This is a genomic window from Actinopolyspora mortivallis (assembly GCF_003001495.1).
Taxonomy (GTDB): domain Bacteria; phylum Actinomycetota; class Actinomycetes; order Mycobacteriales; family Pseudonocardiaceae; genus Actinopolyspora; species Actinopolyspora mortivallis_A.
In genome coordinates, this window is sequence record NZ_PVSR01000002.1 from 163,388 (window position 1) to 188,334 (window position 24,947).

Annotated in this window: 23 protein-coding genes; 8 read left to right on the forward strand and 15 right to left on the reverse strand. The window is 71.3% G+C overall.

All coding sequences use genetic code 11. The features are described from left to right. Window positions 1-190 precede the first annotated feature (190 nt). Both CEP50_RS03210 and CEP50_RS03215 read left to right on the forward strand, forming a co-directional pair. Window positions 191-1,921 carry a hypothetical protein gene (locus CEP50_RS03210; RefSeq protein WP_106112405.1) on the forward strand — a complete coding sequence of 577 codons (1,731 nt, stop codon included), beginning with the start codon at window positions 191-193 and terminating at the stop codon, window positions 1,919-1,921. A 2-nt stretch (window positions 1,922-1,923) separates the two neighbouring features. Further along, complete coding sequence (locus CEP50_RS03215; RefSeq protein WP_258174780.1) at window positions 1,924-2,289, forward strand: hypothetical protein; 366 nt, start codon at window positions 1,924-1,926, stop codon at window positions 2,287-2,289. A 10-nt stretch (window positions 2,290-2,299) separates the two neighbouring features. Here CEP50_RS03215 and folP read toward each other — a convergent pair whose 3' ends face one another. The 3 genes from folP to CEP50_RS03230 all read right to left on the reverse strand — a co-directional run bounded on the left by folP (window position 2,300) and on the right by CEP50_RS03230 (window position 4,764). Then, complete coding sequence (gene folP, locus CEP50_RS03220) at window positions 2,300-3,169, reverse strand: dihydropteroate synthase (RefSeq protein ID WP_106112407.1); 870 nt, start codon at window positions 3,167-3,169, stop codon at window positions 2,300-2,302. 44 nt (window positions 3,170-3,213) lie between these two features. Then, the gene (locus CEP50_RS03225; protein ID WP_106112408.1) at window positions 3,214-3,783 is read right to left on the reverse strand and encodes an LOG family protein; all 570 of its coding nucleotides are present in this window, start codon (window positions 3,781-3,783) and stop codon (window positions 3,214-3,216) included. 153 nt (window positions 3,784-3,936) lie between these two features. Continuing rightward, window positions 3,937-4,764: an LOG family protein gene (locus CEP50_RS03230; protein ID WP_181188185.1), complete on the reverse strand. Its 828-nt coding sequence runs from the start codon at window positions 4,762-4,764 to the stop codon at window positions 3,937-3,939. A 209-nt stretch (window positions 4,765-4,973) separates the two neighbouring features. Here CEP50_RS03230 and CEP50_RS03235 point away from each other — a divergent pair, with 209 nt between their 5' ends. Beyond that, the gene (locus CEP50_RS03235) at window positions 4,974-5,924 is read left to right on the forward strand and encodes a slipin family protein (RefSeq protein ID WP_106112409.1); all 951 of its coding nucleotides are present in this window, start codon (window positions 4,974-4,976) and stop codon (window positions 5,922-5,924) included. Window positions 5,925-6,001: 77 nt separating this feature from the next. Here CEP50_RS03235 and dapE read toward each other — a convergent pair whose 3' ends face one another. Continuing rightward, window positions 6,002-7,111, reverse strand: a complete 1,110-nt coding sequence (gene dapE, locus CEP50_RS03240; protein ID WP_106112410.1) for a succinyl-diaminopimelate desuccinylase — start codon at window positions 7,109-7,111, stop codon at window positions 6,002-6,004. A 70-nt stretch (window positions 7,112-7,181) separates the two neighbouring features. Between dapE and dapD the strand changes: the two genes are divergently transcribed. Continuing rightward, window positions 7,182-8,171 (forward strand): 2,3,4,5-tetrahydropyridine-2,6-dicarboxylate N-succinyltransferase, encoded by a 990-nt coding sequence (dapD, locus tag CEP50_RS03245; RefSeq protein ID WP_106112411.1) that lies wholly within the window; start codon window positions 7,182-7,184, stop codon window positions 8,169-8,171. 123 nt (window positions 8,172-8,294) lie between these two features. Beyond that, window positions 8,295-9,305 carry a CHAD domain-containing protein gene (locus CEP50_RS03250; RefSeq protein WP_106112412.1) on the forward strand — a complete coding sequence of 337 codons (1,011 nt, stop codon included), beginning with the start codon at window positions 8,295-8,297 and terminating at the stop codon, window positions 9,303-9,305. Between the two features lie 69 nt (window positions 9,306-9,374). Here CEP50_RS03250 and dapC read toward each other — a convergent pair whose 3' ends face one another. The 11 genes from dapC to CEP50_RS03305 all read right to left on the reverse strand — a co-directional run bounded on the left by dapC (window position 9,375) and on the right by CEP50_RS03305 (window position 21,692). Next, a complete protein-coding gene (gene dapC, locus CEP50_RS03255) occupies window positions 9,375-10,451 on the reverse strand; it encodes a succinyldiaminopimelate transaminase (protein WP_106112521.1) in 1,077 nt (358 codons plus the stop codon). Between the two features lie 68 nt (window positions 10,452-10,519). Then, window positions 10,520-10,840: a ferredoxin gene (gene fdxA / locus CEP50_RS03260; RefSeq protein WP_019853211.1), complete on the reverse strand. Its 321-nt coding sequence runs from the start codon at window positions 10,838-10,840 to the stop codon at window positions 10,520-10,522. Between the two features lie 405 nt (window positions 10,841-11,245). Beyond that, window positions 11,246-11,626 carry a hypothetical protein gene (locus CEP50_RS20025; RefSeq protein ID WP_106112413.1) on the reverse strand — a complete coding sequence of 127 codons (381 nt, stop codon included), beginning with the start codon at window positions 11,624-11,626 and terminating at the stop codon, window positions 11,246-11,248. Then, window positions 11,623-12,525 carry an N-acetyl-1-D-myo-inositol-2-amino-2-deoxy-alpha-D-glucopyranoside deacetylase gene (mshB, locus tag CEP50_RS03270; protein WP_106112414.1) on the reverse strand — a complete coding sequence of 301 codons (903 nt, stop codon included), beginning with the start codon at window positions 12,523-12,525 and terminating at the stop codon, window positions 11,623-11,625. The genes CEP50_RS20025 and mshB overlap by 4 nt, the downstream gene beginning before the upstream one ends. 92 nt (window positions 12,526-12,617) lie before the next feature. After that, window positions 12,618-13,829 carry a threonine synthase gene (locus CEP50_RS03275; protein ID WP_181188186.1) on the reverse strand — a complete coding sequence of 404 codons (1,212 nt, stop codon included), beginning with the start codon at window positions 13,827-13,829 and terminating at the stop codon, window positions 12,618-12,620. Window positions 13,830-13,938: 109 nt separating this feature from the next. Further along, on the reverse strand, window positions 13,939-15,687 hold the full coding sequence (locus tag CEP50_RS03280) for an ABC transporter family substrate-binding protein (protein WP_106112416.1): 1,749 nt from the start codon (window positions 15,685-15,687) through the stop codon (window positions 13,939-13,941). Between the two features lie 135 nt (window positions 15,688-15,822). Further along, window positions 15,823-17,730 (reverse strand): translational GTPase TypA, encoded by a 1,908-nt coding sequence (typA, locus tag CEP50_RS03285; protein ID WP_106112417.1) that lies wholly within the window; start codon window positions 17,728-17,730, stop codon window positions 15,823-15,825. A gap of 533 nt (window positions 17,731-18,263) precedes the next feature. Continuing rightward, window positions 18,264-18,569, reverse strand: a complete 306-nt coding sequence (locus CEP50_RS03290; protein ID WP_019853204.1) for a YciI family protein — start codon at window positions 18,567-18,569, stop codon at window positions 18,264-18,266. 163 nt (window positions 18,570-18,732) lie between these two features. Further along, window positions 18,733-19,545 carry a (deoxy)nucleoside triphosphate pyrophosphohydrolase gene (locus tag CEP50_RS20280; RefSeq protein ID WP_219905297.1) on the reverse strand — a complete coding sequence of 271 codons (813 nt, stop codon included), beginning with the start codon at window positions 19,543-19,545 and terminating at the stop codon, window positions 18,733-18,735. A gap of 51 nt (window positions 19,546-19,596) precedes the next feature. Next, window positions 19,597-20,988 (reverse strand): sensor histidine kinase, encoded by a 1,392-nt coding sequence (locus CEP50_RS03300; protein WP_258174785.1) that lies wholly within the window; start codon window positions 20,986-20,988, stop codon window positions 19,597-19,599. Then, on the reverse strand, window positions 20,985-21,692 hold the full coding sequence (locus tag CEP50_RS03305) for a response regulator transcription factor (RefSeq protein WP_106112419.1): 708 nt from the start codon (window positions 21,690-21,692) through the stop codon (window positions 20,985-20,987). The genes CEP50_RS03300 and CEP50_RS03305 overlap by 4 nt, the downstream gene beginning before the upstream one ends. Window positions 21,693-21,953: 261 nt before the next feature. Between CEP50_RS03305 and CEP50_RS03310 the strand changes: the two genes are divergently transcribed. The 3 genes from CEP50_RS03310 to CEP50_RS03320 are packed head-to-tail and all read left to right on the forward strand — an operon-like array spanning window position 21,954 to window position 24,882. Then, complete coding sequence (locus tag CEP50_RS03310; RefSeq protein ID WP_106112420.1) at window positions 21,954-23,048, forward strand: LolA family protein; 1,095 nt, start codon at window positions 21,954-21,956, stop codon at window positions 23,046-23,048. Next, entirely contained in the window at window positions 23,048-24,025 is a 978-nt protein-coding gene (locus CEP50_RS03315) for an ABC transporter ATP-binding protein (RefSeq protein WP_106112421.1), read from the forward strand. The genes CEP50_RS03310 and CEP50_RS03315 overlap by 1 nt, the downstream gene beginning before the upstream one ends. Then, entirely contained in the window at window positions 24,022-24,882 is an 861-nt protein-coding gene (locus CEP50_RS03320) for an ABC transporter permease (protein ID WP_106112422.1), read from the forward strand. The genes CEP50_RS03315 and CEP50_RS03320 overlap by 4 nt, the downstream gene beginning before the upstream one ends. The last annotated feature ends 65 nt before the right edge of the window (window positions 24,883-24,947 follow it).

Sequence of the window (24,947 nt, forward strand, 5' to 3'; positions counted from 1 at the left end):
TTTGACACAAGAGACTTAGGTCCCTGGTGTTCCGCCGAGACCGTCCCGGAAGTCCGGGACGCCCGCTGCGGCACGCGGAACGGCGGCACTGCTCGTTCCGGGTGAATCTCGCCGATTCCGCCCCACCACGGAGCGCGGAACAGCATGATCGGCGGGCGACCGTGAACAACCCCCCGACCCCGGAACCATCATGCGACCGAGCGTCCAGGAACCCCGGCAGCACGGGCCCGGAACCCGTTCTCCCAGCGAGACGGACCGTCACCTGGTGGCCGCCGTGCACCTCAAGCCCGAGCTGGCCGACCGGATCATCGCCAACTACCTGCACACACCCCACGAAGCGCTGCCCCCTCCCCAGGGCGTCGACGCCGTCCGCGTGCTCACCCAGGCCCTGGTCGCCCGTCGCCGACGACACCTCCGCGACTTCCTGGTTCTCGGACTGCTCGCGCTGGCCGGGGTGTTCTCCCTGCCCTACAGCCTGTTCTTCCTGGTCGCTTGGGCCACGGTGTGGCTGTTCTGGTCGCTGACCTTCGGCAGGAACACGGCGGGGGCGACGAGAAGCGGTCCCCGCACCGACGAGGAGGAGATCAACACGGTGGGGTTGGTCACCACGGTGGCCTTCTTCGTGGGATGGTTTCCCTACGCCGTCCTCTACGTCCGCACCCAGAACTGGTTCGCCTCCCTGGCCTCCGGCGGCTACTCCCCGGAAGAACCCCGGGGGGAGTCGACCTCGGCGTGGTCGTACCTGCCGCTGGTGCCGGTGCTGCTGTTCCTGCTGACCTTCGCGGTGATCCTCGTGGTGCTGTTGCTGGACAAGTGGGTGACTCGTTACCTGATCGCCTCGGTGGGGGCCGCGGTCGCGGCACCGTCCAGGCTTCTGGTGAGCACGGTGGCCACAATGCTGACCACGGCGGTCACCCGCCACCACGTGGACCTGTTGAACGCGGTCGCCCGGCGAAGCGACGGGAACACGGTCCTGCCCCACGTGGGCTGGCACGCCTTCCCCGGCTACGGGCGCCGACTCAACGCCTGGACCTTCCCCCTGGTGTTGCGCGCCAAGGACCGGGACACCGAACCTCCCGCGCTGCGGCCCAAGGAGCTCTACAGCGCCGTCACCGAGGAGCTCCACTCGATGCTGGACTCCGACCGGCTCGTCCCCGGTCGGAGACTGCGGGAACTGACCGTGAACCCGGTCGTGGTGGTCAACACCACCCAGCTGCACCGCAACCGGTTCTCCCCCGTCGCCCGGGCACTGCTTCCGGAGGGAAACGAGCCCGGTGTGAGCTCGGTGGACACCGAGACGATGGACCTGCTCATCGACGAGAACACCGAATGGGCGAGGCACTTCCAGCAGAGCAGCGTACCGAGCTGGGACACCGAACTGTCCGTCACGACCCTGTTCAACATCGGCTGCGACAACCGCACGCTCTACCTGGAGTGGAACGCCTACTGCCTCTTCCCGATCTCCCCCGACTACAGGCTGCACGGCTCCGTGGCGAGCACCTTCGGCGACGCCTTCCCCGCCGCGCTGCTCGAACTCCTCCAGCTGCTCGGAAGCATCGCCTGGCGCTGGCGGACCCTGGGCGGCCTGCTGCCCCGGGAACGACTCCGACCCGTCCACGGTGAGGTACGCAGCATCCGGGAGACCGCCGCGGGCGAGGAGTGCGCCAACGAGTTCCAGGACCTGGACGGACAGCGCCACATCACCCTGCTGGAGGAACGCACGCTCTCCGCGGTGCGCAACCACCTCTCCGAACGGGGCTTTCACACCGAGGACCTGGAGCAGCACACCACCCAGGTCATCAACAACACCAGCAACAGCTTCCACAACGCCCAGTTCCTGGGAGCCCAGAACTTCGGTGACCAGGGCACCGCCCAGGCCGCCGTCCTGCCCCGTCCCCCCGGACGAACAACCAGGGAGTGACCATGAACGAACGGAAGTCCGGATTCGACTTCAGCGGGGCCAGCTTCACCGGCGCCCAGAACTTCGCCGCCGGCGGCACCGCCCGGGTCGACCAGGTGTTCGTCGGCGACTCCGGCGGAGGTGAGCTGGAGGAGCTGCGCCGGCTGGTCGCGGAACTGGTGGGGCTGCTGGAACAGCACAGCAGAACCGACGTGGACAGCGCCCGGGCCCACGACCAGGCCACCGAACTGGAGGAACTGCTGCGGCAGCACACCCCCGACTCCGACAGCGTGCGGAAACGCTGGTCCAGGCTACGGCCACTGCTGGACACCCTCGGGCACACGGGATCGGTGGCCTCCATCGCGGGCCTGGTCAGCAGCCTGTTCTGAACGTCGCGGTTCAGGCCAGGGCGCGCAGCACCTCGGCCGGAGGTCTGGTCCCGGAGATGCTGGCGACCATGTCGAGCACGCGCCGGGTCTGGGCCACGTGGTGGGCACGGAACACCCTGGCCCCGGCCCGGGCGCTCACCGCCGTGGCGGCCAGGGTTCCCTCCAGTCGTTCGTGCACCCCGACACCGAGCGTCTCGCCGACGAAGTCCTTGTTGGACAACGCCATCAGCACCGGCCAGCCGGTGGCGACCAGCTCGTCCACCCGGCGCAGCAGCTCCAGCCCGTGCCAGGTGTTCTTCCCGAAGTCGTGGGTGGGGTCGATCAGGATGCTCTCGGCGGGTACGCCCAGTTCCCTCATGCGTTCGGCCCGGTGAACCAGCTCCTGGCTCACCTCCGCGACCACGTCGGAGTAGCGCACCCGGTGCGGGTCGGTACGCGGCGGCAGACCGCCGGTGTGGGAGCACACCACCCCGGCTCCGAACTCGGCGGCCACCTCGGCCAGCCTCGGGTCGGCCCCGGCCCAGCTGTCGTTGATGAGGTCGGCGCCCCGCTCGCAGACCTCCCTCGCCACCTCGTGCCGCCAGGTGTCCACGCTGATGACCAGCCGCGGGTACCTGGCCCGCAGTTCGGCGACGAAGGGAGCCACGCGGCGGATCTCCTCGTCCGCGTCGACCCGCTCCCCCTCTGCTCCGGCGCGCACCCCGCCGATGTCGACGATGTCGGCCCCCTCGGACACGGCCTGCTCCACCGCCCGGCTGGCCGGGCTCCGCTCGAAGGTACGTCCGCCGTCGAAGAACGAGTCACGGGTGCGGTTGATGATGGCCATGACCAGGGGACGGTCCTCGGCCATGCGTTTGTCGCCGAAGCGGAGAGGCTGCACGCCACCATCCTGACACAACGGCAGCTCCCGCCGGGGCCGTCTCGTCACGCGGCGCAGGCGTCCAGGGCGGTGGCGACGTCGGAGGCCACTATCAGCGCACGCAGGGACTCGGGGGAGGCGAACCCGGCCTCGACCAGTCCCCGCAGCCAGTCGAGCAGCCCGCCGTAGTGCCCGTCCGGGTCGAGCAGCACCACCGGTTTGGTGTGCATCCCCAGATAGCGGGAGGTCCAGATCTCGAACAGCTCCTCACAGGTACCGATCCCACCGGGTAAGGCGAGGAAGGCGGTGGCGTGGGCGTCCATCAGCCCCTTGCGCTCCCGCATCGTGTCCACCACGAGCAGTTCGTCCACCTCGGTGTCGGCCACCTCCCGTTCGACGAGGTCGCGGGGGATGACCCCCACCGTGCGGGCCCCGCCCGCACGGGCCCGGCGGGCGACCTCTCCCATCATGGACACCCGGCCTCCGCCGGAGACCAGTTGCCATCCACGCGCGGCCAGTTCACCACCCACCTCACCGGCCAGGCGTACGTAGCGCTCGGGCACCGGCCGGGAGGCGCAGTAGACGCACACCGTCACTCGTCCTTCCCCCGGCGACGTCCTCTCCTGCTCCGTCACGGAACCTCCTTCAGTGCTCGTCGACCACGGCCCGGCGGGAACGGCCGGGCGGGATGTCCCGGGCGGCGGAACCACCGACGCGCGGCGGTCTGCGGGCACGGCCCGCCGGTGACGCTCCACGGGGACGGACGGACCGGATACCGGTCCCTTCGGCTAGTGCGTGGCGTCCCACGCGGCGTAGGCCTCCTGGACGACCCGCACCGCGTCGTCCACGTCGTCGGTGAGGTGCAGCAGCCCGAGTTCCTGATCACCTATCTTGCCACTGGCGTGCATGGTGTCCCTGATCCAGTCGTAGAGCCCCTGCCAGTAGGAGCGGCCGAACATCACCACCGGGAACTTGGTCACCTTCTTGGTCTGCACCAGGGTCAGCGACTCGAACAGCTCGTCCATGGTGCCGAAGCCGCCGGGCAGGCAGACGAAAGCCTGGGCGTACTTGACGAACATCGTCTTGCGGGTGAAGAAGTAGCGGAAGTTCACACCCAGGTCCACCCAGGGGTTCAGTCCCTGTTCGAAGGGCAGCTCGATGCCCAGCCCGATGGAGAGTCCCCCGGCCTCGGAGGCTCCCCGGTTGACCGCCTCCATGGTCCCGGGGCCACCTCCGGTGATCACGGCGCAGCCGGTACCGGCCAACGCGGATCCCAACCGCATCCCCTGGGAGTACTCCTCGTGATCCCGGGGTGTGCGGGCGGAACCGAACACGGTGGTGGCGTGGGGGACCTCGGCCAACGCCCCGAAGCCCTCCACGAACTCCGCCTGGATCCGCAGCACCCGCCACGGGTCGGTGTGCACCCAGTCGGTCGGCCCCCGGGAGTCGAGCAGCCGCTGGTCCGTGGTGCTGGACTCCCCCATGCGGGAACGGCGCAGCACCACCGGTCCCTGTCTCCGCTCGTCGGGGTGCTCGTCCGCGAGGCCCTCCGCGGGGAGAACGTTCGGGTCGGTCCGGTCACCGTCCGGGCCCTGCTGCCGTCCGTCGATACTCATGCCCCAGAGCCTAGGCATCCGGCGTGAGCCCGGGGCGACGTCCCCGTCACGGGGAGCGGTCGCCGGGGTGATGCGCGGGTGGCTTCCCGCGCGGCGGCACCACGAGGCGTGCTTTCGGAGTAGCATTCCTGGCACGACCGCACGTACGAGGGACCGCCGTGCGGTCTCCGCGCGGTCGTCCAGCCGGAACCCCGTGTCCGGAGGTCGACATGATCATCGACATACTCGTCGCGGTTCTGCTGTTCGCGGCGGTGGGCACGGCCGCGAGCGTTCGGGTCATCAGACAGTACGAACGCGGCGTCGTCCTGCGTTTCGGGCGCCTTCAGCACCGGATCAGGACACCGGGCCTGACGGCGATCGTGCCCGGCGTCGACCGGCTGCGGAAGGTGAACATGCAGATCGTCACCATGCCGGTGCCCGCCCAGGAGGGCATCACCAGGGACAACGTCACCGTCCGCGTGGACGCCGTCGTCTACTTCAACGTCACCGACCCCACCCGGGCGGTCATCAACGTGGAGGACTACCTGTTCGCCATGGGGCAGGTGGCCCAGGCCTCACTGCGTTCCATCATCGGCAAGAGCGACCTCGACGACCTGCTGTCCGACCGGGAGAAGCTCAACCAGGGCCTGGAGGTGATGATCGACAACCCCGCCCTCAACTGGGGAGTGCACATCGACCGGGTGGAGATCAAGGACGTCTCGCTGCCCGAAGCGATGAAGCGCTCGATAGCGCGGCAGGCCGAGGCCGAGCGGGAACGCCGTTCGCGGATCATCTCCGCCGACGGCGAGTACCAGGCCTCCCGCAAACTCTCCGAGGCGGCCTCGGTGATGTCCGACGCCCCGGCCGCGTTGCAGCTGCGGCTGTTGGAGACGGTCGTGGAGGTGGCCGCGGAGAGGAACTCCACGCTGGTGCTGCCCTTCCCGGTGGAGCTGCTGCGTTTCGTCCAGCAGACGGGCGGCGGGGAAGGCGCCTCGTCCGAGTCCACCACGAACGGGCCTGGCGAGGCGGAACCGTCCGCGCGGCAGCGTTCCGAGTCCCCCACGGGCGAGCAGAGCCGGGCCGAGATCGCCGAACGGCTGCGGGAGGCCCTCGCCCCGCGGACACCCGAGCAGCGCACCACCGAGGAAGACGAGGAGGAGCTGCGGATGAGCCCGAGCTGACGGCCGGGACGGTTTCGCCCGACTCCCGTCGGAACGGCCCCGCCGGAGCGACCGTGGAAGAACCTCCGGGGCTCGCCTCAGCCTGATCCCAGCGCGCGGCGCAGCACCCCGGCGCAGTGGCGGATCTGGCTCGCCGCCACGTGCTCCTCCTTGGTGTGGGCCAGCGTCGGCGAACCGGGGCCGAAGTTGACCGCGGGCATCCCCCTGGCGGCGAACCGGGCCACGTCGGTCCACCCCAGCTTCGCCACCGGCTCCCCACCCGAGGCCTCGACGAGTTCGGCCGTGGCCGGCTGGCTCAGCCCCGGATGTGCGGACCGGGCCGCGTCCACCACGGTCACCTCGAAGTCGTGGAAGATCTCGCGTACCCGCCGCTGCGCCTCCTCCAGCGAGGTGTCCGGGGCGAAACGGTGGTTGACCGTGACCACGCACTCGTCGGGCACGACGTTTCCCGCCACCCCGCCGCTGATCCCCACGGCCTGCAACCCCTCGTGGAAGCGCAGACCGTCCACGTCGGGACTGCGCGGCTCGTACTCGGACAGACGGCGCAGGATCGGCTCGGCGGCGTGGATCGCGTTCGAGCCCATCCAGGCGCGCGCGGAGTGGGCCCGCCTCCCCTCGGTGCGCACCTCCACCCGCAGGGTGCCCTGGCAGCCCGCCTGCACGGAGGCGTCGGAGGGCTCGCACACCACGGCCAGCCCGCCGTCCATCCAGTCGGGCAGGTCGCGTTCGATGCGGTTGAGGCCGTTGCGGTCGGCCGAGACCTCCTCGCAGTCGTAGAACACGAACGTCAGGTCGTGGCGGGGCTCCTCCAGGGTGGCCGCCAGGTGCAGCATCACCGCGTCGCCGCCTTTCATGTCCACGGTTCCGCAGCCGTGCAGCACCTCGTCCTCCCCGCCGCCGGTGCGGCTCAGCGGGAGGTTGTCGTTGACCGGAACCGTGTCGAGGTGTCCCGCCAGGACGACACGGGAGTCCCTGCCCAGGTTGGTGCGCGCCAGCACGGCGTTGCCGCTGCGGACGATCTCCAGCCCACCGGCCTGCTCCCGCAACGCCCGCTCCACGGCGTCGGCGAGGCGCTCCTCGGAACCGGAGACACTGGGGATGTCGACCAGGGCGGCCGTGAGTTCCACTGGGTCGGCGGTGAGATCCAATCGCGGCGTCACGGCGGGGACGATACTCCGTGCCGGCATCCGCCGACATCCTCCGTCGGGCCGCCACCCCCTGGGGGAGGGTGGACGGGTTCCGACTACCGTTTGCACCATGAGCAGCCCAACCACTCCCGATCCGCAGCACACCGGTGCCCACGGTGTGGGAATCGCGACCGTCACCGACGACGGGACCGTGCTCGACACCTGGTTTCCCACGATCCGTCTCGGGGAGCCGGAACAGGTCGGCAGCAGGCGGCTGACCTCCGAGGAGGCTACCGAGGCGCTGGGGGCGACCGGGGCGGAACTGCTCGGGCGCGACGAGGCCCGCGGCGTCGAGGTCGTCGCGGTACGCACCGGTATCACCCGGCTCGCCGACGCCCCCGCCGACACCCACGACGTGTACCTGCGGCTGCACCTGCTGTCCCACCGCATGGTGCGACCCCACGGCCAGAACCTGGACGGGGTGTTCGGTCTGCTGTCCAACGCCGTGTGGACCAACCACGGCCCGTGCCCGGTGGAGGGGTTCGAGTCCACCAGGCTGCGCCTGCGGGCGCGCGGGGAGGTCACGGTCTACAGCATCGACAAGTTCCCCCGCATGGTCGACTACGTGATCCCGTCCGGGGTGCGCATCGGCGACGCCGACCGGGTCCGGCTCGGCGCGCACCTGGCCAGCGGCACCACGGTCATGCACGAGGGCTTCGTCAACTTCAACGCGGGCACGCTGGGGGCCTCCATGGTGGAGGGGCGTGTCTCGGCGGGTGTGGTCGTCGGCGACGGTTCGGACGTCGGCGGCGGAGCCTCGATCATGGGCACACTGTCCGGCGGGGGTCGTGAGGTGATCTCCGTCGGGGAACGCTGCCTGATCGGCGCCAACGCCGGGTGCGGCATCTCCCTCGGGGACGACTGCGTCGTGGAGGCCGGCCTCTACCTCACGGCGGGCACCAAGGTCACCCTGGAGGACGGCACCCTCACCAAGGCGGCCGAGCTCTCCGGGTCCGAGGGACTGCTGTTCCGCCGCAACTCCACCACCGGAGCGGTGGAGGCCGTCGGGCGCACCGGCGGCAAGGTCGAGTTGAACGCGGCGCTGCACGCCAACGACTGAGCCTCCCCGGGGGCGCCACGCCAGCACGCCCTGCGCGGTGCCCCTCCGTGGTTCTCCCGGGTGGCGCCGAGAACGTCCCGTCGGGGGCGGCGGAAGTCCCGCCGGGCGAGCTATCCTCACCGTGTGTCCTCGCCCGGCGCTCGAAACGGCGGCCCGCCGGAGTGGAGGGACGCCGCTACCCTCCTCACCGGATCCGGGCTGCCCACCGAGCCGGTACGGGCGAGCGGGGACCAGCCGTTCGCCGAGCACGTTCGGGCCGCGCTGGACCGGTGGACCCGCCTGCTGGCCGCGCGCGAGGCGGGGATCCTCCGGGGGCGGGACCCCGAGGACCTGCACCGGGCCCGGGTGGCCGTTCGGCGGATGCGCGCGGTGCTCCGCACCGGCCGGGACTCGCTCGACCGCGCGTGGTGTTCCGGGTTGCGTGCCGAGCTCGGCTGGCTCGGCCGGAGTCTCGGGCCGGTGCGGGACTTGGACGTGCAGCTGGCCGAGCTGGACCGCCTGGTCCCGGAACAGGAGCAGGCCCGGAGCCCGGCACTGGAACAGCTTCGCGCCGCGCTGGGTGAACACCGCGAGCACGCCCGTTCCGAGCTGCTGGAGACCCTGCGCACGGAGCGCTACCGGGCACTGCTCGTCTCGCTCGCCACGGCCGTGCGGGACGGGGTCCCGGCGACCGGTGCCGCGGAGCCGGGGGTGCGGGTCCTGCGGCGGAAACTGGGCGAACAGCTGCGCGCGGTGCACGAGAAGGGTCGGGACATGCCGGCCGCACCGGAGGACTCCCGGTTGCACGGGCTGCGCATCGCCGTCAAACGGCTGCGCTACTGCGCCGAACTGGCCGTGCCGGTGCTGGAGGAGGAGGCCCCTCGACGGGTGGCGGCCGCCGCCGAGCGGTTGCAGGACGTGCTCGGGCAGCACCAGGACGCGGTGGTCACCGAACAGTGGATGCACCGTCTGGTCGAGGAGGGAACCGGCCCGGGGCGACCCCGCCGGCTCGACCCCGAGTCCGTGCTGCTCGCCGAGGAAGTGGTGCGGCGGTGCCGCCTCCGGCGGGAGCGGCTGCGGGCGAGGTGGCCGGAACGCTGGCGTGAGCTGGTGGACACGACCACCGCGTGGTCCGAACACGCCCGTCGGCAGTGACCGACCCGCCGTTCCGGTACCCCGAGACCTCGGAGTCGGCCTCCTCGCGGCGCGGTCCCGGGGACGCTTTCACTCCCGCAGGCGCCGTACGGCGGCCTCGATCCGTTCGTCGGAGGCGGTCAGCGCGATCCGCACGTGCCGCTGCCCCTCGGGGCCGTAGAACGTGCCGGGGGCCACCAGGATCCCGCGCTCGGCCAACCACCGCACCGTCTGCCAGGCGTCCTCCTCGCGGCTCGCCCACAGGTAGAGACCGGCGACCGAGTGGTCCACCCGGAAACCCGCCTCCTCCAGCGCGGGGCGCAGCCGTTCGCGCCTGGCCGCGTAGCGCGCACGCTGTTCACGCAGGTGTTCGTCGTCGGAGAGGGCGGCGGTCATGGCGTCCTGCACCGGGCGCGGGACGATCATGCCCGCGTGCTTGCGCAGTTCCAGCAGCTCCCCCACGAGCTCGGGGTCGCCGGTGACGAACCCACCCCGGTAGCCCGCGAAGTTCGAGGTCTTGGACAGCGAGTGCACCGCGAGCAGTCCCTCGAAGGAGCCGCCGCACACCTCCGGGTCGAGCACCGAGACCGGTTCGGCCTCCCAGCCCAGGGCCAGATAGCACTCGTCGGAGACCACCACGGTTCCGCGTTCCCTGGCCCAGTCCACGACCTTGCGCAGGTGCTCGGCCGGAAGGACCCTGCCCGTCGGGTTGGAGGGGGAGTTCAGCCACAGCACGGCAGGACCGGCGGGTCCCAGGGAGTGCGTGGCCTCCGTCCGGACGATCTCGGCCCCGGCCAGGCGGGCTCCCGCCTCGTAGGTGGGATAGGCCAGCTCCGGGATCACCACCGTGTCACCCGGGCGGGTGCCCAACAGGCTCGGCAACCAGGCCACGAACTCCTTGGAGCCGATGGTGGGCAGCACGTCCTCCGGAGCGACACCGTGCACCCCGTGACGCCGCGCCAGGGCCGCCGCGGCGGCGGCACGGAGCTCCGGGGTGCCGTGCGTGGCCGGGTACCCGGGGGAGTCGTCGGCGGCGCGGAGCGCCGCGCGCACCACGTCCGGGACCGGGTCGACGGGCGTGCCCACCGACAGGTTGACGATCCCGTCCGGGTGCGCACGGGCCGTCTCCCCGGCCGTCGCCAGCGAGTCCCACGGGAACCGCGGCATCCCCCGGTGGCGGGATCCGCGCGTCCTGCCACCGGTGTTCGCCGTACTCTCCGACGAACCCTCGGGACTCATTCGCCCTGCGGGGGGAGGCTGGCGATGGGCTCGACGTCCTTGTTCACCTTGCCGACCTTGGCGGCCCCGCCCGGCGAACCGAGATCCTCGAAGAAGTCCACATTGGCCTGCGTGTAGGCGGCCCACTCCTCGGGCACGTCGTCCTCGTAGTAGATGGCTTCGACCGGGCAAACCGGTTCACAGGCCCCGCAGTCGACGCACTCGTCCGGATGAATGTAGAGCATCCGCCCGCCCTCGTAGATGCAGTCGACGGGGCACTCCTCGATGCATCCCTTGTCGAGCACGTCGACGCAGGGCTCGGCGATCACGTAGGTCACGGTAGCTCTCCTGCTCGGTACGTTTTCTCCTCCCGCGCCGGATCCGCGCGGCTGCCGCCCAGTATCCCTCGGAGGCGCCCCGCGCACACAGTCGGTTCCACAGCACGGGAGCGTGATCGAGGGTACGCGGCCGTGGGTGCGGAGGTAAACGGCACCTTCCGCCGGACCTCGGCGGAATCGCCCACCGGGTTGACATCCCGCCCGGCGGATCGACCGGCAGCCCACCAAGGGGGTGACTCCGGCACGGGACGGAACGTTCTCCCAGGTGACCGGCGATGCTAGAACCCATGGGGCCGGGGCCGCACCCTCCAGGGACGGCTCCGCCGGTAACCGCGGGCCCGAGCCGGAGCGACCCCGTCACCACGGACGTGCCGTTCGCCACACTCTCCCCCGGAGAGCCCGTGCTCATCCCGGGTACGAGCGCCTGCCGCGCACGATCCCCAGCATCGCCGCGGCCGGGAGGGTTCCGCCGCCGATGAGCAGATAGCTCCGCCAGTCCTCGGCGGGCAACAGCATGTCCCCGCCCGGTCCGAGTGTGCCCAGCACGAAGACGGTTGCGAACCACGCCACCAGCGGGGCGGCGGCCGCCAGTCCGCCGGTGGAGAACCGCGCCGCGAGCGCGACCAGCACCGGGTTGGTGACCACGGCCACCGCCACGGTCACGGGAAACTGCACACTGCCCAGGTAGGAGGGCAGGAAGAACAGTTCGAGCACCGCCAGCAGCACCGCGTCCAGCACCAGCACCGCCAGCGTCGCCCGGTCGGCCCACCTCAGTAGCCCGCTCATCGCCGCTCCAGCGGAGCCCCGCCCGCGACGTCGAGCCCCTCGAACAGGTCGGTGCGGGGTGTGCCCGAGCCGCTGCCGAGCACGTAGTACTCGCCGCCCAGCACCGGTTGGCCGATGCCGTTGGACAGCGCGTAGGCCGCGGCGCCGGAACTCTCGTCGGTCCAGAGGCTCACCTGGGTGCGGTGTGCGCGCAGGGCGTCGAGCTTGGCCTCCAGCACGGGAGTGATGTCGATCACCGTGTCCACGGTCGCGTCGTCCACGGTGGGCAGATCGTCCTCACCGGGCAGGGTGAACGGCACGCCCTCGACGGCGGCCAGTTTCCGCAGCCCCTCCCGTACGGCGGAGGCGGCGGGAGCGGCGTAGAACACCCTCTCCACCCCGGGGACCCGTTCGGCGGCCGCGAGGGTGATCTCGTGGGCGCGGACGTGGTCCGGATGCCCGTATCCCCCGTCCGAGTCGTAGGTGACCACCACCTGGGGACGCACCTCACGCAGGATCTCCTCCAGCAGCGCGGCCTGCCGGCCGGGCTCGTCCGCCACCAGGGCCCTGGGGTGGGTGTCGGCGGTGGCCCCGGCGGTCCTGCCGTATCGCTGCCAGGCCATCCCCGAGTCACGCCAACGCCCCATGCCCCCGAGGAAACGCTGGTCGGAAATCCCGAGGGCGGCGCAGGCCGCGTTCAGCTCCCCGACACGGTAGCCGCCGAGCTGGTCGGCCCCGGCGGAGTCGAGCCCGCGCAGTTCCGGGGGGATGACCTCCCCCTCCTCGCCGAGCGTGCAGGTGACCAGGGTCACCTGCACGCCGGCGGCCGCGTAGCGGGCGATGGTGCCGCCGGTCCAGAGGGTCTCGTCGTCCGGATGCGCGTGTACCAGCAGTAGACGCGGTGCGGTCGTCAACGTCACGCTCCCAGCCTAGGACCGCCCCGTCGGGTCCGTGCCTCCTCCCATCCGACGGGAACGGCACGACCCCGTCGGGGTCGAGACAGCGCGGAGGCTCAGCGGAACGCGGCGGGTTGGTGCGAGGCGCGCGAGGTCAACAGGGCCACCACGTCCCCCGTGCCGTTCCGACGCAGCCTTCGGGCGGCCACCAGGGAGGCGGCCGAGCTGAGTTCGGCCGCGATCCCGGAGGCACCCAGCCGTGCGGTGGCCGACCGGAGCTCCTCCTCCGAGCAGACCACGGCGGTGCCCCCCGACTCGCGCAGCACCCGCAAGGACATCACCGTCGCCTGCGGGTTGCCGATGGAGACGGCCAGACTGTCCGGGTCGACCTCCTGCTCCGGCGGAAGCTCCAGCCCGTCCCGCAGCGCCACCGACAACGAGGGATAGCGCTCCGCGGCAATCATGCGGGGCAGCCGGTCGATCACGCCGAGCTCGTGCAGTTCGCGGAACCCCGCCCACAGTCCGGCGAAGCCGTCGCCGCGGGAGACCGGCACGGTCACCGCCTCGGGGGCGGTGCCGAGGTCCTCGACGATCTCGTAGGCCATGGTCTTGTAGCCCTCGATCCCGACCCACAGGCTGCTCACCGGAACCGCCGAGGTGTTCGTCAGTACCGCCCACCCCTGCTCCTCGGCCCGGCCGCGCAGGATCTCCCACCGCTCGGCCGCGTCGGAGGCGAACAGCATCCTCCCTCCGTGCAGCTCGACGAGCCCGCGCCAGACCTCCCCGATGTCCGGGGTGGCGACCACCACGCACTCCAGCCCGGCCAGCGCTCCGTAGGCGGCCGCCGAGACCCCGGCGTTGCCGCTGGAGGCCAGCGCCACCGTCCCGTGGCCGTACCAGGCGGCCCAGGAGACCGCCGTGCTGTAGAAACGGTCCTTGAAACTGCCGGTGGGGTTGCGGCGCTCGTCCTTGACCAACACCCGCTCGGACCGGTGTGTCCCCTCGCCGGGCAGCTCGACCAGGGGAGTCGCCCCCTCCCGCATGGTGACCACGTGTTCGGGAGGGATGGGCAGCAGCTCGCGGTAGGACCACATCCCCTCCCGGCGCGCTCCCCACCGACGTCGCAGCGAGGAACCGTCCAGACCGGACAGGTCGTACTCGGCCAGCAGCGCCGAGGGAATCCCCCGATCACGGCAGTCGAGACAGCCCTCCGTGTCGTAACGCGGTTCGGTGCGGGCCCCACAACGGACGCAGCGCAGCCCACGCGGCCACGTGTACCCGCCGGTGCCGAGCCCGGGCTCATCCGATTCGGTCACTGTGGACGACATGGGCGGGGCTCCCTTCCGGACCGGTGTGGTGTCCGCACAACGATGCACCACTTCCCACACCGGACGCCATCGTTTTCCGGCCGCCGCGACACGGCGGGTGGCCGCTGGATCACCAGTCGTAGCTCTCCCCCGGGGCTCCGATCCACTCTCCCACCGTGCTGAACGGGGTGGCGAAACCGGGACCGTCCTCGACCCCGCGCAGCTCGCGACGGACGGCCAACACCCGGGTCTCCTGGTAGAGCGGCAAGGCCAGCGCACTGGACCACACCACGGGCTCGACGCGCCCGGACGCCCGGGCGAAGGGGATCCGTCCCGTCGTGACCGCCTCGATGGTGGGTTGCAGCATCCGGTCGCAGAAGCCGGTGGGACCGAACGTGGCCGTACTCCCCGTGTCCGGATCGACCGAGGGGCATCCCCACTGGGCGGCCAGGGTGGAGGCGGGGTCGGCGCTCACCGGACGCGGCGCCACGGCCAGGTCGATCCCCGCTGACTCGGGAGGGTCCATGCGCCCCGGATCCGTGGGCAGCATCGTGCGGTAGAGCTCGTCCCCTTCAGGGGTGATCACCGTGGCCCCGATGTCCTGGGCGGCGAGCTGGTCGGCCGCGGCGTTGGCCACGGCCTCGTAGGAGTCCTCCTCGAACTGCGCGGCGATCACGAGATTCAGCGGGGTCCCGTCCCGCACCCAGCTTCCGTCGGTGTGCTCGTAGCCCGCCTCGCGGAGCAGCTTCCGGACCCGCTGCGGGTCCGGTGAGTCGGAGAACTCGCCCGCGGGTTCGGTGGCGGAGTATCCGGGCTGGGAGGGGGCCAGCACCTGCGCGTGGGCGCGCCGCTCCTCATCCGGCCCCCCACCGGTTCCCGTGCTCACCAGGGCGTTGCGGTCCAGTGCGGCGAGCACGGCACGGCGGACCCGGACGTCGTTGAGCTGCGGGCTGCTGCGCCGCAGGAACAGGGTGCTGACGAGCGGCCGGGGCAGCGTGATCAACCGGACGTCCTCACCCAGCCCCCGCAGGGCACGCATGGTCTCCGCGTCCGGGTCGAACATCCCCAGCTGCACGTTTCCACTGCTCAGCGCGTTCAGGTTCGCCTGCCGATCGGCGGCACGCACCACGATACGGTCCGACTTGGCCGGCTCCGCCCAGTAACGCTCGTTGCGCATCAGCACGATCTGGCCCCGGTCCAGGTCGAACTGGCGTATCGCGAACGGACCGCCCGAGGCGGGATAGCCGTCGTCGAGAGTGTCCTCCCACCCGCCGGGGGCGTCCTTGACCAGATGGGCGGGCAACAGGTGGTCGAACAACGACTTCCACCCCGGATAGGGACGGTCGAAGGTGACCAGCACGGTCTTGCCGCCCTGCTGGGAGCGCACGTCGGAGATCATGCGGTAGCCGACCGGGTTGACCACCCCGTCCTGGGAACGCATCTGTTCCCAGAGGTACACGAAGTCCTCGGCGGCTATCGGCGCCCCGTCCGACCACCCCGCGTCGGTGCGGATGCGGTAGCGCACGGTGAACCTGTCGGTGTCCGGCACCACCTCGGCCGACTTCATCAGCGTGGTGTTGAGCACCTGTTCCCCGTCGGGGCCGGGCACGAACACCGAAGGCAGCATGAGTTCGGACAACGCGTCGGTGAGCTGCGACTGGTCCGCCAGCGCGTGCGGGTTGAAGCCACCTTCGAGTTTCTCGACCCCCGCCACGACCACCCGGGGCTGGGGCGGCTCGGTGGGGGGTTCGGAGCTCGGCCGCGGAGTGGTCGAACTGACCACCGGCGGCGGTGGCGCGTTCGTGCACCCGGTCAGCACGCTCAGAAACACCAGCACCAGTGCCGCGGCGGGGAACGGACGAAACCGGCTTCGGTACACGCTGGTCGAACCTCCGTTGCGGATCCGGCCGCACACCCCGGGCGAAGCGACCGCGGGGCCGGAAACGGCAGTGAATCCCCACGACCATCCCACACCCGGGTCGCCCTCCCGGACCAGCCTCACCGCCCCGGCGGGTCAGCTCTGCGCGTCCCGCGACTTGGCGCGGGAACGCTGCCTGCCGCGCTGGACGCCGTCCAGGGTCACCTTGCGCACCCGCAGGGCCTTCGGCCCGACCTCCACGCACTCGTCGGCGGAGCAGAACTCCAGGGCCTCCTCCAGACCGAGTTTGCGGGGGCGGGCGAGCCGTTCGAGCTCCTCGGCCCCGGCCGAACGCATGTTGGTCAGCTTCTTCTCCTTGGTGATGTTGAGATCGAGGTCCTCGGCGCGCGGGTTCTCCCCCACGACCATGCCCTCGTAGACCTCGTCACCGGGTTCGACGAAGAAGGTTCCCCTGTCGGACAGCTGCATCAGCGCGTAGGTGGTCACCTGTCCGGCACGGTCGGCCACCAGCGAGCCGCTGTTGCGGCTGCGGATCTCCCCCGCCCAGGGTGCGTAGTCCTCGAAGACGTGGTTGGCGATACCGGCGCCCCTGGTCTCGGTGAGGAACTCGGTGCGGAAACCGATCAGTCCCCGGGCAGGGATCACGTACTCCAGTTTGATCCGCCCGGTGCCGTGCCCGTCCATGGTCTCCATCCGTCCCTTACGGGAGGCCAGCAACTGGGTCACGGCCCCCAGGTGCTCCTCGGGAATGTCCAGCCAGAGCCGTTCGAACGGCTCGCACAGCTTGCCGTCGACGGTCTTGGTGACCACCTCCGGCTTGCCCACGGTGAGTTCGAAGCCCTCCCGGCGCATGGTCTCCACCAGCACGGCCAGGGCCAGTTCCCCACGTCCCTGGACCTCCCAGGTGTCCGGACGTTCGGTGTCGACCACCCGGAGGCTGACGTTGCCGACGAGTTCGGCGTCCAGCCGGTTCTTGACCAGGCGGGCGGTGACCTTGCTCCCACCGTTGCGTCCCGCCGTGGGGGAGGTGTTGGTCCCGATGGTCAGCGAGATCGCCGGGGCGTCCACGGTGATGCGGGGCAGCGGTTCCGGGTTCTCCGGGTCGGCGATGGTGTCCCCGATATTGATGTCGGGGATCCCGGCGACGGCCACCAGGTCCCCCGCCGAGGCCGACTCGGCGTTGACCCTGTCCAGGTTCTCGGTGACCATCAGCTCGGTCAGCCGCACCTTCTCCACGCTGCCGTCCTCCCGGCACAGTCCCACGGTCTGTCCCTTGCGGAGTTGTCCGGCGTGGATCCGGCACAGGCCGATGCGTCCCAGGAAGGAGGAGGCGTCGAGGTTGGTGACCAGGGCACGCAACGGGGCCTGCGGATCACCCTCCGGGGCGGGGACGTGCTCGAGCAGAGTGTCGAACAGCGGGGTCAGGTCGCTCTGCGGGACCTCGCCCGTCTCCGGGGCTTCGAGGGAGCAGCGCCCGTCCCGGGCCGAGGCGTAGATGACGGGGATGTCCAGCACCGACTCGTCGGCACCGACGTCGGCGGCCAGTTCGAGCAGCAGCTCGTGGGTCTCCTCGACGACCTCGGCCACCCGGGAGTCGGGGCGGTCGACCTTGTTCACCACCAGGATCACCGGCAGTTCGGCGGCCAGCGTCTTGCGCAGCACGAACCTGGTCTGCGGCAGTGGCCCCTCGCTGGCGTCGACCAGCAGCATCACGCCGTCGACCATGGACAGCCCGCGTTCGACCTCACCGCCGAAGTCGGCGTGGCCCGGGGTGTCGACGACGTTGATGGTGACCGGGCCCTGTTCGGTCATCCGGTGAATCGCCGTGTTCTTGGACAGGATCGTGATGCCCTTTTCCCGCTCCAGGTCGTTGGAGTCCATCACGCGGTCGACGGGCTCGGTGCGCTCGGAGAACGCTCCGGACTGCCGGAGCATGGCATCCACCAGGGTGGTCTTGCCGTGATCGACGTGCGCGACGAGGGCGATGTTGCGCAGATCGGTGCGGGTGCGCTGGTTCGGGCTGGCGACACTGGTGGCGGACACGCGGGAACTCCTGGCTTCGTACGGGTCGGGTGCAAAACGGCGTCGTTCGAGGAGCGGCCCGTGATTCGTGCGGCTGGAACCGGTGGGCCGCGGCCGCCGTGGGAATCGAACACGTGCGTGGCACGCCCGGCGTGCCCATCTCCGACGGCCGGATATCCCTCACCAGGGTAGTGCACCGTCTCCCGCGCGGTGTCGTGTGGCTCGCCACCACGCCGGAGACCTCCGTGTGCCGCCCGTCCTGTCCGGGATGCCGTCACCCGTCCGGAACGGGCTCGTCGGCCGGGACTCCTCACCGGCGTGCAACACCGGGGCAAAACGCGCTATTCCGTGTTCCCGTCCGGAAGCTCACCCGGGAAAGGATCACCGGACACGCCGTGAATCGGATGAAAGGTGAAAAAACGGCGACGGTCCGGAGGTCTTCCGCGGGAACCCCGAACCGCCACCGTCGGAAACGGCCAATTCTCGAAATATTTTCGGATAACTCCGGAGCGGGACTCCGGATCCCGAAGCCACCCACCGGAGCGACCCGTTCCTCACTCCGCCGGAGTCAGGTGATCCGCGTAATCGGCCAGCTCCGGAATGGTCCGCAGCGCCTGGAACTCGATCACCTCGTGCTTGGCCACCCTGTGCACGACGAAGGGGTCGGTGGCCAGCACCGCGTCCAACTGCCCCCGGGACATCGAACGCGCGATGATCACCCCTCCGGTGCGGGGGTGCCGCCGGCCGGAGGCGATGAACTCGCCGGAGTCCTGATGATGCGCCAACCAGTCGGAGTGATCGGCCAGCAACGCGTCCACCTCTGCCAGAGGTGCGGTGTAATGAACCAGAACCACGTACATTCTTCGATGATATCCCCGCCGAAGATCCGTGACGAGCCGATGGAGCCACAGACCACACCATCCGAGCAACGGGGGAACGCTTTTCCGACAAATACGAAAAATGATCGCGACCCTTTTTCGCGAAATGTCCGGAAAACCCGCACGCGTTCCGGCACCACGGGGATCACTCCGACAGGGCCCGGCGCCGGTCCTCCTCCACCACCCCACGCATCGCGTCGAGCAGCAAGCGATCCGTGGCCAACCAGTCCACCTCGGTCAACCCCTCGGCACCGAGCCAGCGCACCGCGCGGTGCTCCACCGGCCACGGAACGGCGCTGGGGTCCGCCAGGGTGGCCAGGTAGCCGCGCAGCAGCATCCCCGGTTCACCCGGGATCGGCACGTCGGTGCCGAACCTCCCCGCGACCCGCACGTCGACGCCCAGTTCCTCGCGGCACTCCCGCACCACGGCCGCCGCCTCGTCCTCGCCCGGTTCCACGCGGCCACCGGGCAGTTCCCACCGTCCGGCGTGCCGGGCCGGACAGCACCGCTGCTGGGCGAGCAGCATCCCCTCCTCCACGACGGCCGCGCCCACCACCCGGGGACGGTCCGCCCACGCCACGGCCAGGGCCCCGACCCGCTCCAGGTACGCCCCGCACCGCCGCCGGAACGGGGAGGTGCCCTCCCCTTCCCGACAGCGCACGGTCACCTCGGCCCCCGAGGAGTCCGGCCCCACCACGACCCCGAGTTCCTCGGCTTCCTCCGGTGCCCCCACCACCGCCAGGGACAACCCCGTCTCGTCGGCCGCCCGGACCGAGAGCTGTCGCCCCGGCGCGTAGCGGGGAAGGTCCTGCAGGACCAACCGGTCCCCGACGACCAGCAACTCCCCCACCGCCGTCACGGGACGCCCCCGGAAGACCTCCAACACGGTGCGGGTGTGCCGCACCGCGGCGGCCGCCGTACGCGGAGCGGCCGCCACACGAACACCGTGATCCGTCACGAACCACCATCGTGCCCGCCCCGGCCGGATCCCCGGAGACGGGGCGGCGGTTCACTCGGCCGAGCCCGCCGGGGGCCAGCGCACCTCGATGCGGGCCCCTCCCTCGGGTGCGGAGTCGGCACGCACCGCCCCACCCCGTCCCCGGACCGTTCCGGCCACCAGGGCCAGTCCCAGCCCGGCACCGCCGTGCTCACCGGCCCGGGAAGGGTCCACCCGGTGGAACCGGTCGAACACCTTCTCCCGGTGTTCCGGGGGGATGCCGGGGCCGTCGTCGTCGACCACCACCCGCACCACGTCCGCCGCGGGCAACACGCTCACCCGAACCAGTGCCCGCGCGAAGCGCGTCGCGTTGGCCAGCAGGTTGTCCAGCACGGTGGACACCTCGGAGGGAGTCGCCAGCACCGGGGCCGTGGGGAACGGAGTGACCAACCCGATGCGGACCCGCTCCTGCCCGGAACGGGCCCGTTCCACGGCCGAGCGCGCCGCCGCGACCAGGTCCACCGGTTCCCCCTCCGAACCGGCCCCCGCCTCGGCACGGGCCACCGCGAGCAACCCGTCCACCAGCTCGGACAGCCGCAGGGCTTCCTCGGAGATCTCACGCAGGGTCTGCTGGGCCAGCTCCGGGTCGGGGTGCAGCACCGCCACCTCGGCCTGGGTGCGGATCGCACCGACCGGGTTGCGCAGCTCGTGGGCGGCGTCTCCGGTGAAACGGCGCAACCGCTCGGTGTCGGCGTCCCGCCGGTCCAGCATCTCGTTGGTGGCCAGGGCGAGCCCGCGCAGTTCGTCATCGGCCTCCGGCACCGGCAGCCGCTGGCCCACCGGCAGTTCCGCGGCGGCCAGCCGCATCCGGCGCACCGGGCGCAGGGCGGCCCGCACCGCGGCCCAGGTGGCCACCGCGACGAACAGCACACCGCACAGCGCTCCCGGCACCAACACGCGATCCGCCGTCGAGCGCACGTCGTGGTAGACGGCCAGCTCGCTGCGCGCCAGCACGAGCAGCGGCCTGCCCGACGGGTCGGGCACCACCGTCCCCCGCCAGCGGACCCGGGAGGCGTCCCCGTCGGGAGCACCCCGGCCGGTGACCCCCTCGCCGGTCTTCAACGTGTTGATCTCCCAGGGGCGCAGCCCGGTGGGTCCCAGTCCGTCCACGGGCTCCCCGGCGGTGTCCAGCACCCGAACACCACCGGGTGTGGCCACCTCCCGGGCAGCGGTGCCCGTGGACAACGCGGAGGCGGCCCGCCGGGCCTCGGTACGCAGTCTGGTGTCGATCGACTCCAGGGACAGCCACCCCAGCAGCGTCCCGCTGATGACCACCAGCACGGTCACACCGACCAGGGCGGCCAGCGCGGCCACGAGGGTGACGCGGGTCTGCACGGTGCGTCGGTTCCACCAGTTCCGCACCGTCCGCACCGCAGGGCGCCACCGGCGACGCGCCGGGCTCACGGCCGCTCCACCGTGTAGCCGTGCCCGCGCACCGTACGCACCACCTCCCCCGCCCCGACCGCGTCGAACTTCCGCCGGAGGTAACCGATGTAGACCTCCACCACGTTGCGGGTGACGTCCTGGGCACCGCCCCAGACCTCGCTCAGCAGCTCCTCCTTGGTCAGCACCGTCCCGGGCCGCGCCGCCAGTGCCACCAGCAGCCTGTACTCCCTCGGGGACAGGGCCACCGGCCGGCCCGCCCACCGGACCCGACGTCCGGAACGGTCGATCTCCAGGTCCCCCAGCGTGAGCACGTCCGACTCCGTGGCGGTCCCGCCCCGGCGGGCCAGCGCACGCACCTGGGCGGCCAGCACCACGAAGGAGAACGGTTTCACCACGTAGCCGTCGGCTCCCAGGTCGAACCCGTCGGCCTGGTCGAACTCGCCGTCCTTGGCCGAGACCATCAACACCGGGGTGCCCACGCCACGCTCCCGCAGCAGCTCCAGGACCCGGTAGCCGGACAGCCCGGGAAGCAGCACGTCCAGCAGGATCACGTCGAAAGCGCCGGTGGAGCCGAGCCGCAGCGCCTCGGTGCCCTCCGCGCAACCGGTGACCTCCATCCCCTCCGCCGACAGACCGCGACACAGCGCCGAACGCATTCCGGCCTCGTCGTCGACCACCAGCACCCGGGTCACCGCACCGTCCTCGTTCACGGTCCCCAGCATGCCCGTCCTCGGGGCCGACCACATCGGGGAGAGCCCCCAGTGACCCTGAGACCGCGACTCACCTGTCCTGTGCACAGGGCCATCCACTCGCTCTCAGCGCGATCTCAGTCCGGCGGGTGCAACCTGAGAGGTGACGTCCGCGAGGATGTCGGTGCGGGGACGTCCGGCACGAACACCGTCCGGAGGTCCCGCCGGCACCCGGACCTGTCGTCGCGTACGACGCCCGACAGGGGCGGAACCGCAGAACCGAAGGGAAGACGGATGAGACGCAGGAGCATCGCGCTGACGGCTTCGGCCGGGATCGCGGCCGGAGCCCTCGGGCTGACCTCACTGGCCTTACCCGCGGGCGCGCAGAATCCGCGCCTGCCCGCCACCAGCCCCCAGGAACTGGTCGCCTCCGTGCTGGAGTCCGGGCGGGCCCCGGCGATGGCGGGCACGGTGACGGTGCACAACCGGCTCGGCCTGCCCGCCCTGCCCGGCACGGAGGAGGCGGGAGAGTTCCTCTCCGGCGGTCAGAAGTCCCTGCGGGTGTGGTCCGACGGGAACCAGGGGTACCGGATGTCGGTTCCCACCTCCCAGGGCGAGGTCACCGTGGTCGACGACGGCAACACGGTGTGGAAGTGGACCTCGGCGGAGAGGACCGTCGTCAAACACCACACCGGCGAGCACGACGCGGGGACGCGAGGGGACGACGCCCCGGCCGGGAACCCCTCCGAACTCGCCCGCGAGCTGGTCGGGAAACTGCGGGACAGCAGCGAGGTCACCGTCGACGGGACCACGAAGGTGGCGGGCGAGGACGCCTACGAGCTGGTGCTCACCCCCGATCCCGGCGAACGCACCAAACTGCGCGAGGTCCGTGTCGCGGTGGGCGCCGAGCACAGCCTCCCCCTGCGGGTGGAGGTCAACACCAACGGGTCCGGGGAACCGGCGCTGAGCGCGGGCTTCTCCCGGCTCGACTTCGGCCGTCAGGACCCCGAACTGTTCCAGTTCACCCCGCCGGAGGACGCGCGGGTGCGCACGGCCGACCCCGAAGAGGGCGATCACCCGGACGGGGAGCACCGGCAGCGGGCTGACTCCACGCCCCGGATCGTCGGGGACGGCTGGGACACGGTCGTGGTGAGCGAGCTTCCCCAACAGGCGACGCGGCAGGAGGGCACGACGGAGCGCGAGCGCGCCGGCTCCCCCGAGAACCCGCGTGGCATCCTCGACACGGTCGGCGAACCGATCAGCGGCTCGTGGGGCCACGGCAGGGTGGTGGACACCGCCGCCGGAACGGCCGTGATCACCTCCGACGGGCGCGTGGCCGCCGGGGCCGTCCCCCGGCAGGTACTGACCGAGGCACTGAGGAACTCGTGATGAGCGAAGCCGTCGACACGGCTCGGGCGGGGGTCCACGAGGCCCCCGCCTCCGCGCGGGACGCGGAACCGGCGCTGCGCACCAGATCGCTGCGCAAGACCTACGGACGCACGGTCGCCGTGTCCGATGTGGACCTGACCGTGCCCAGGGGGGCGGTGCTGGGGATGCTCGGGCCGAACGGCTCGGGCAAGACGACCACCATCCGGATGCTGCTCGGCCTGACCGAACCCACCTCCGGTTCCGTGGAACTGCTCGGACACCGGATCCCCGAGCACACCGGACGCGCCCTCCCCCTGGTGGGGGCTCTGGTGGAGGGCCCCGGTTTCCACCCCTTCCTGTCCGGCAGACGCAACCTGCAACGGTGCGCCGCCGTCGAACCCGGGCTGTTCGGCTCCGACACGGACACCGCCGTGGAGCAGGCGTTGGAACGGGTCGGGCTCGCCGAGGCCGCCGAGCGCAGGTACCGCTCCTACTCGCTGGGCATGAAACAGCGCCTCGGGCTGGCCGCGGCGCTGCTGGTTCCCCGGGAACTCGTGGTGCTCGACGAACCCACCAACGGCCTGGACCCGGCGGGCACCAGGGAGATCCGCCGGGTCATCGCCGACCTGCACGCCGACGGGACCACGGTGATCCTGTCCTCCCACCTGCTGTCCGAGGTGGAGAACACCTGCACCCACGCCGCGGTGCTGCGCGAGGGCACGCTGATCGCCCAGGGGGCGCTGGACACGCTGCTGGAGTCGACGGGACCCAGCCTGCTCGTGACGGTCGCCGACACCGAGGAAGGTCTGCGCGCGTTGCGGGAGGCGGGCGTCCCCGTGGGGGAGGAGAACGGGGACCTGCGTGTCGACCTGTCCGACAACCGGGCGCCGGAGGTGATCGCGGCGCTGGTCCGTGCCGGGGTGGAGGTCCACGAGGCCCGACGGGAACGCGCCGGTCTGGAGGACATCTTCGCCCGACTCACCGAGGGGGAAACGTGAACGGGACGATATCGCGCGTCGAACTGCCCTCCGGTGTGCGCCGGAACGGGCCCGCCCCCTTCTGGAGGATCGTGCGGTCCGAACTGGGGTGGGTGCTGCGCAGGCCACGCAACCTGCTGGCGCTGTTCGGGCTGGCGATGCTGCCCGTGCTCATCGGGACGGTGCTGACCCTGACCGGCTCGGCCGGTTCCGGTCCGCCGCTGTTCGCCGCCATGGCGGGCAACGGGCTGGTCCTTCCCGTGTTCAGCCTGATGATGACGCAGAACCTGCTGCTTCCGCTGGTCACCGCCATGGTGGCCGCCGACGCGCTGGCCGGGGAGTCCGCCCACGGCACGCTGCGCGGGCTGCTGCTCGCCCCGGTGGGGCGGGTGCGGCTGGTGACGGTGAAGGCGATCGGCGTGGCGAGCATGGTCGTGCTCGCCGTCGGGGTGATCACCCTCAGCGGGGTGCTGACCGGGCTGACCGTGGTGGGCGGAGACGGGCTGGTGACCCTGTCCGGAACCACCCTGCCGCTCGGCCCCGCCCTGGGGAGGGTGGCCCTGGCCGCGGGATGGTGCGCGGTACAGATGGCCGCCGTGGGCGCGGTGGCCCTGGCCGTCTCCGCGGCCACCGAGCATCCGCTGCTGGTCATGGCCGTCACGGTCGGGGGATTGATCGTCTTCGGGGTGCTGGAGGCCTTTCCGAACCTGGAGTGGCTGAAACCGGTGATGCTCACCACGGACTGGTACTCGATCAGCGACGTGCTCAGCGACCCGATCCGTTCGCAGGACCTGCTCACCGGCCTGTGGCGGGCCTGCTGCTACATCCTCATCGGGTTCTCCGCCGCCACGGCTCGGATGGCCACCAAGGACACCTGAGCGTTGTCCCCCGACACCACGCGGCCCGCCGGCCGGGTGCGTGTCGGGGGTCGGTGGCAGGCTCA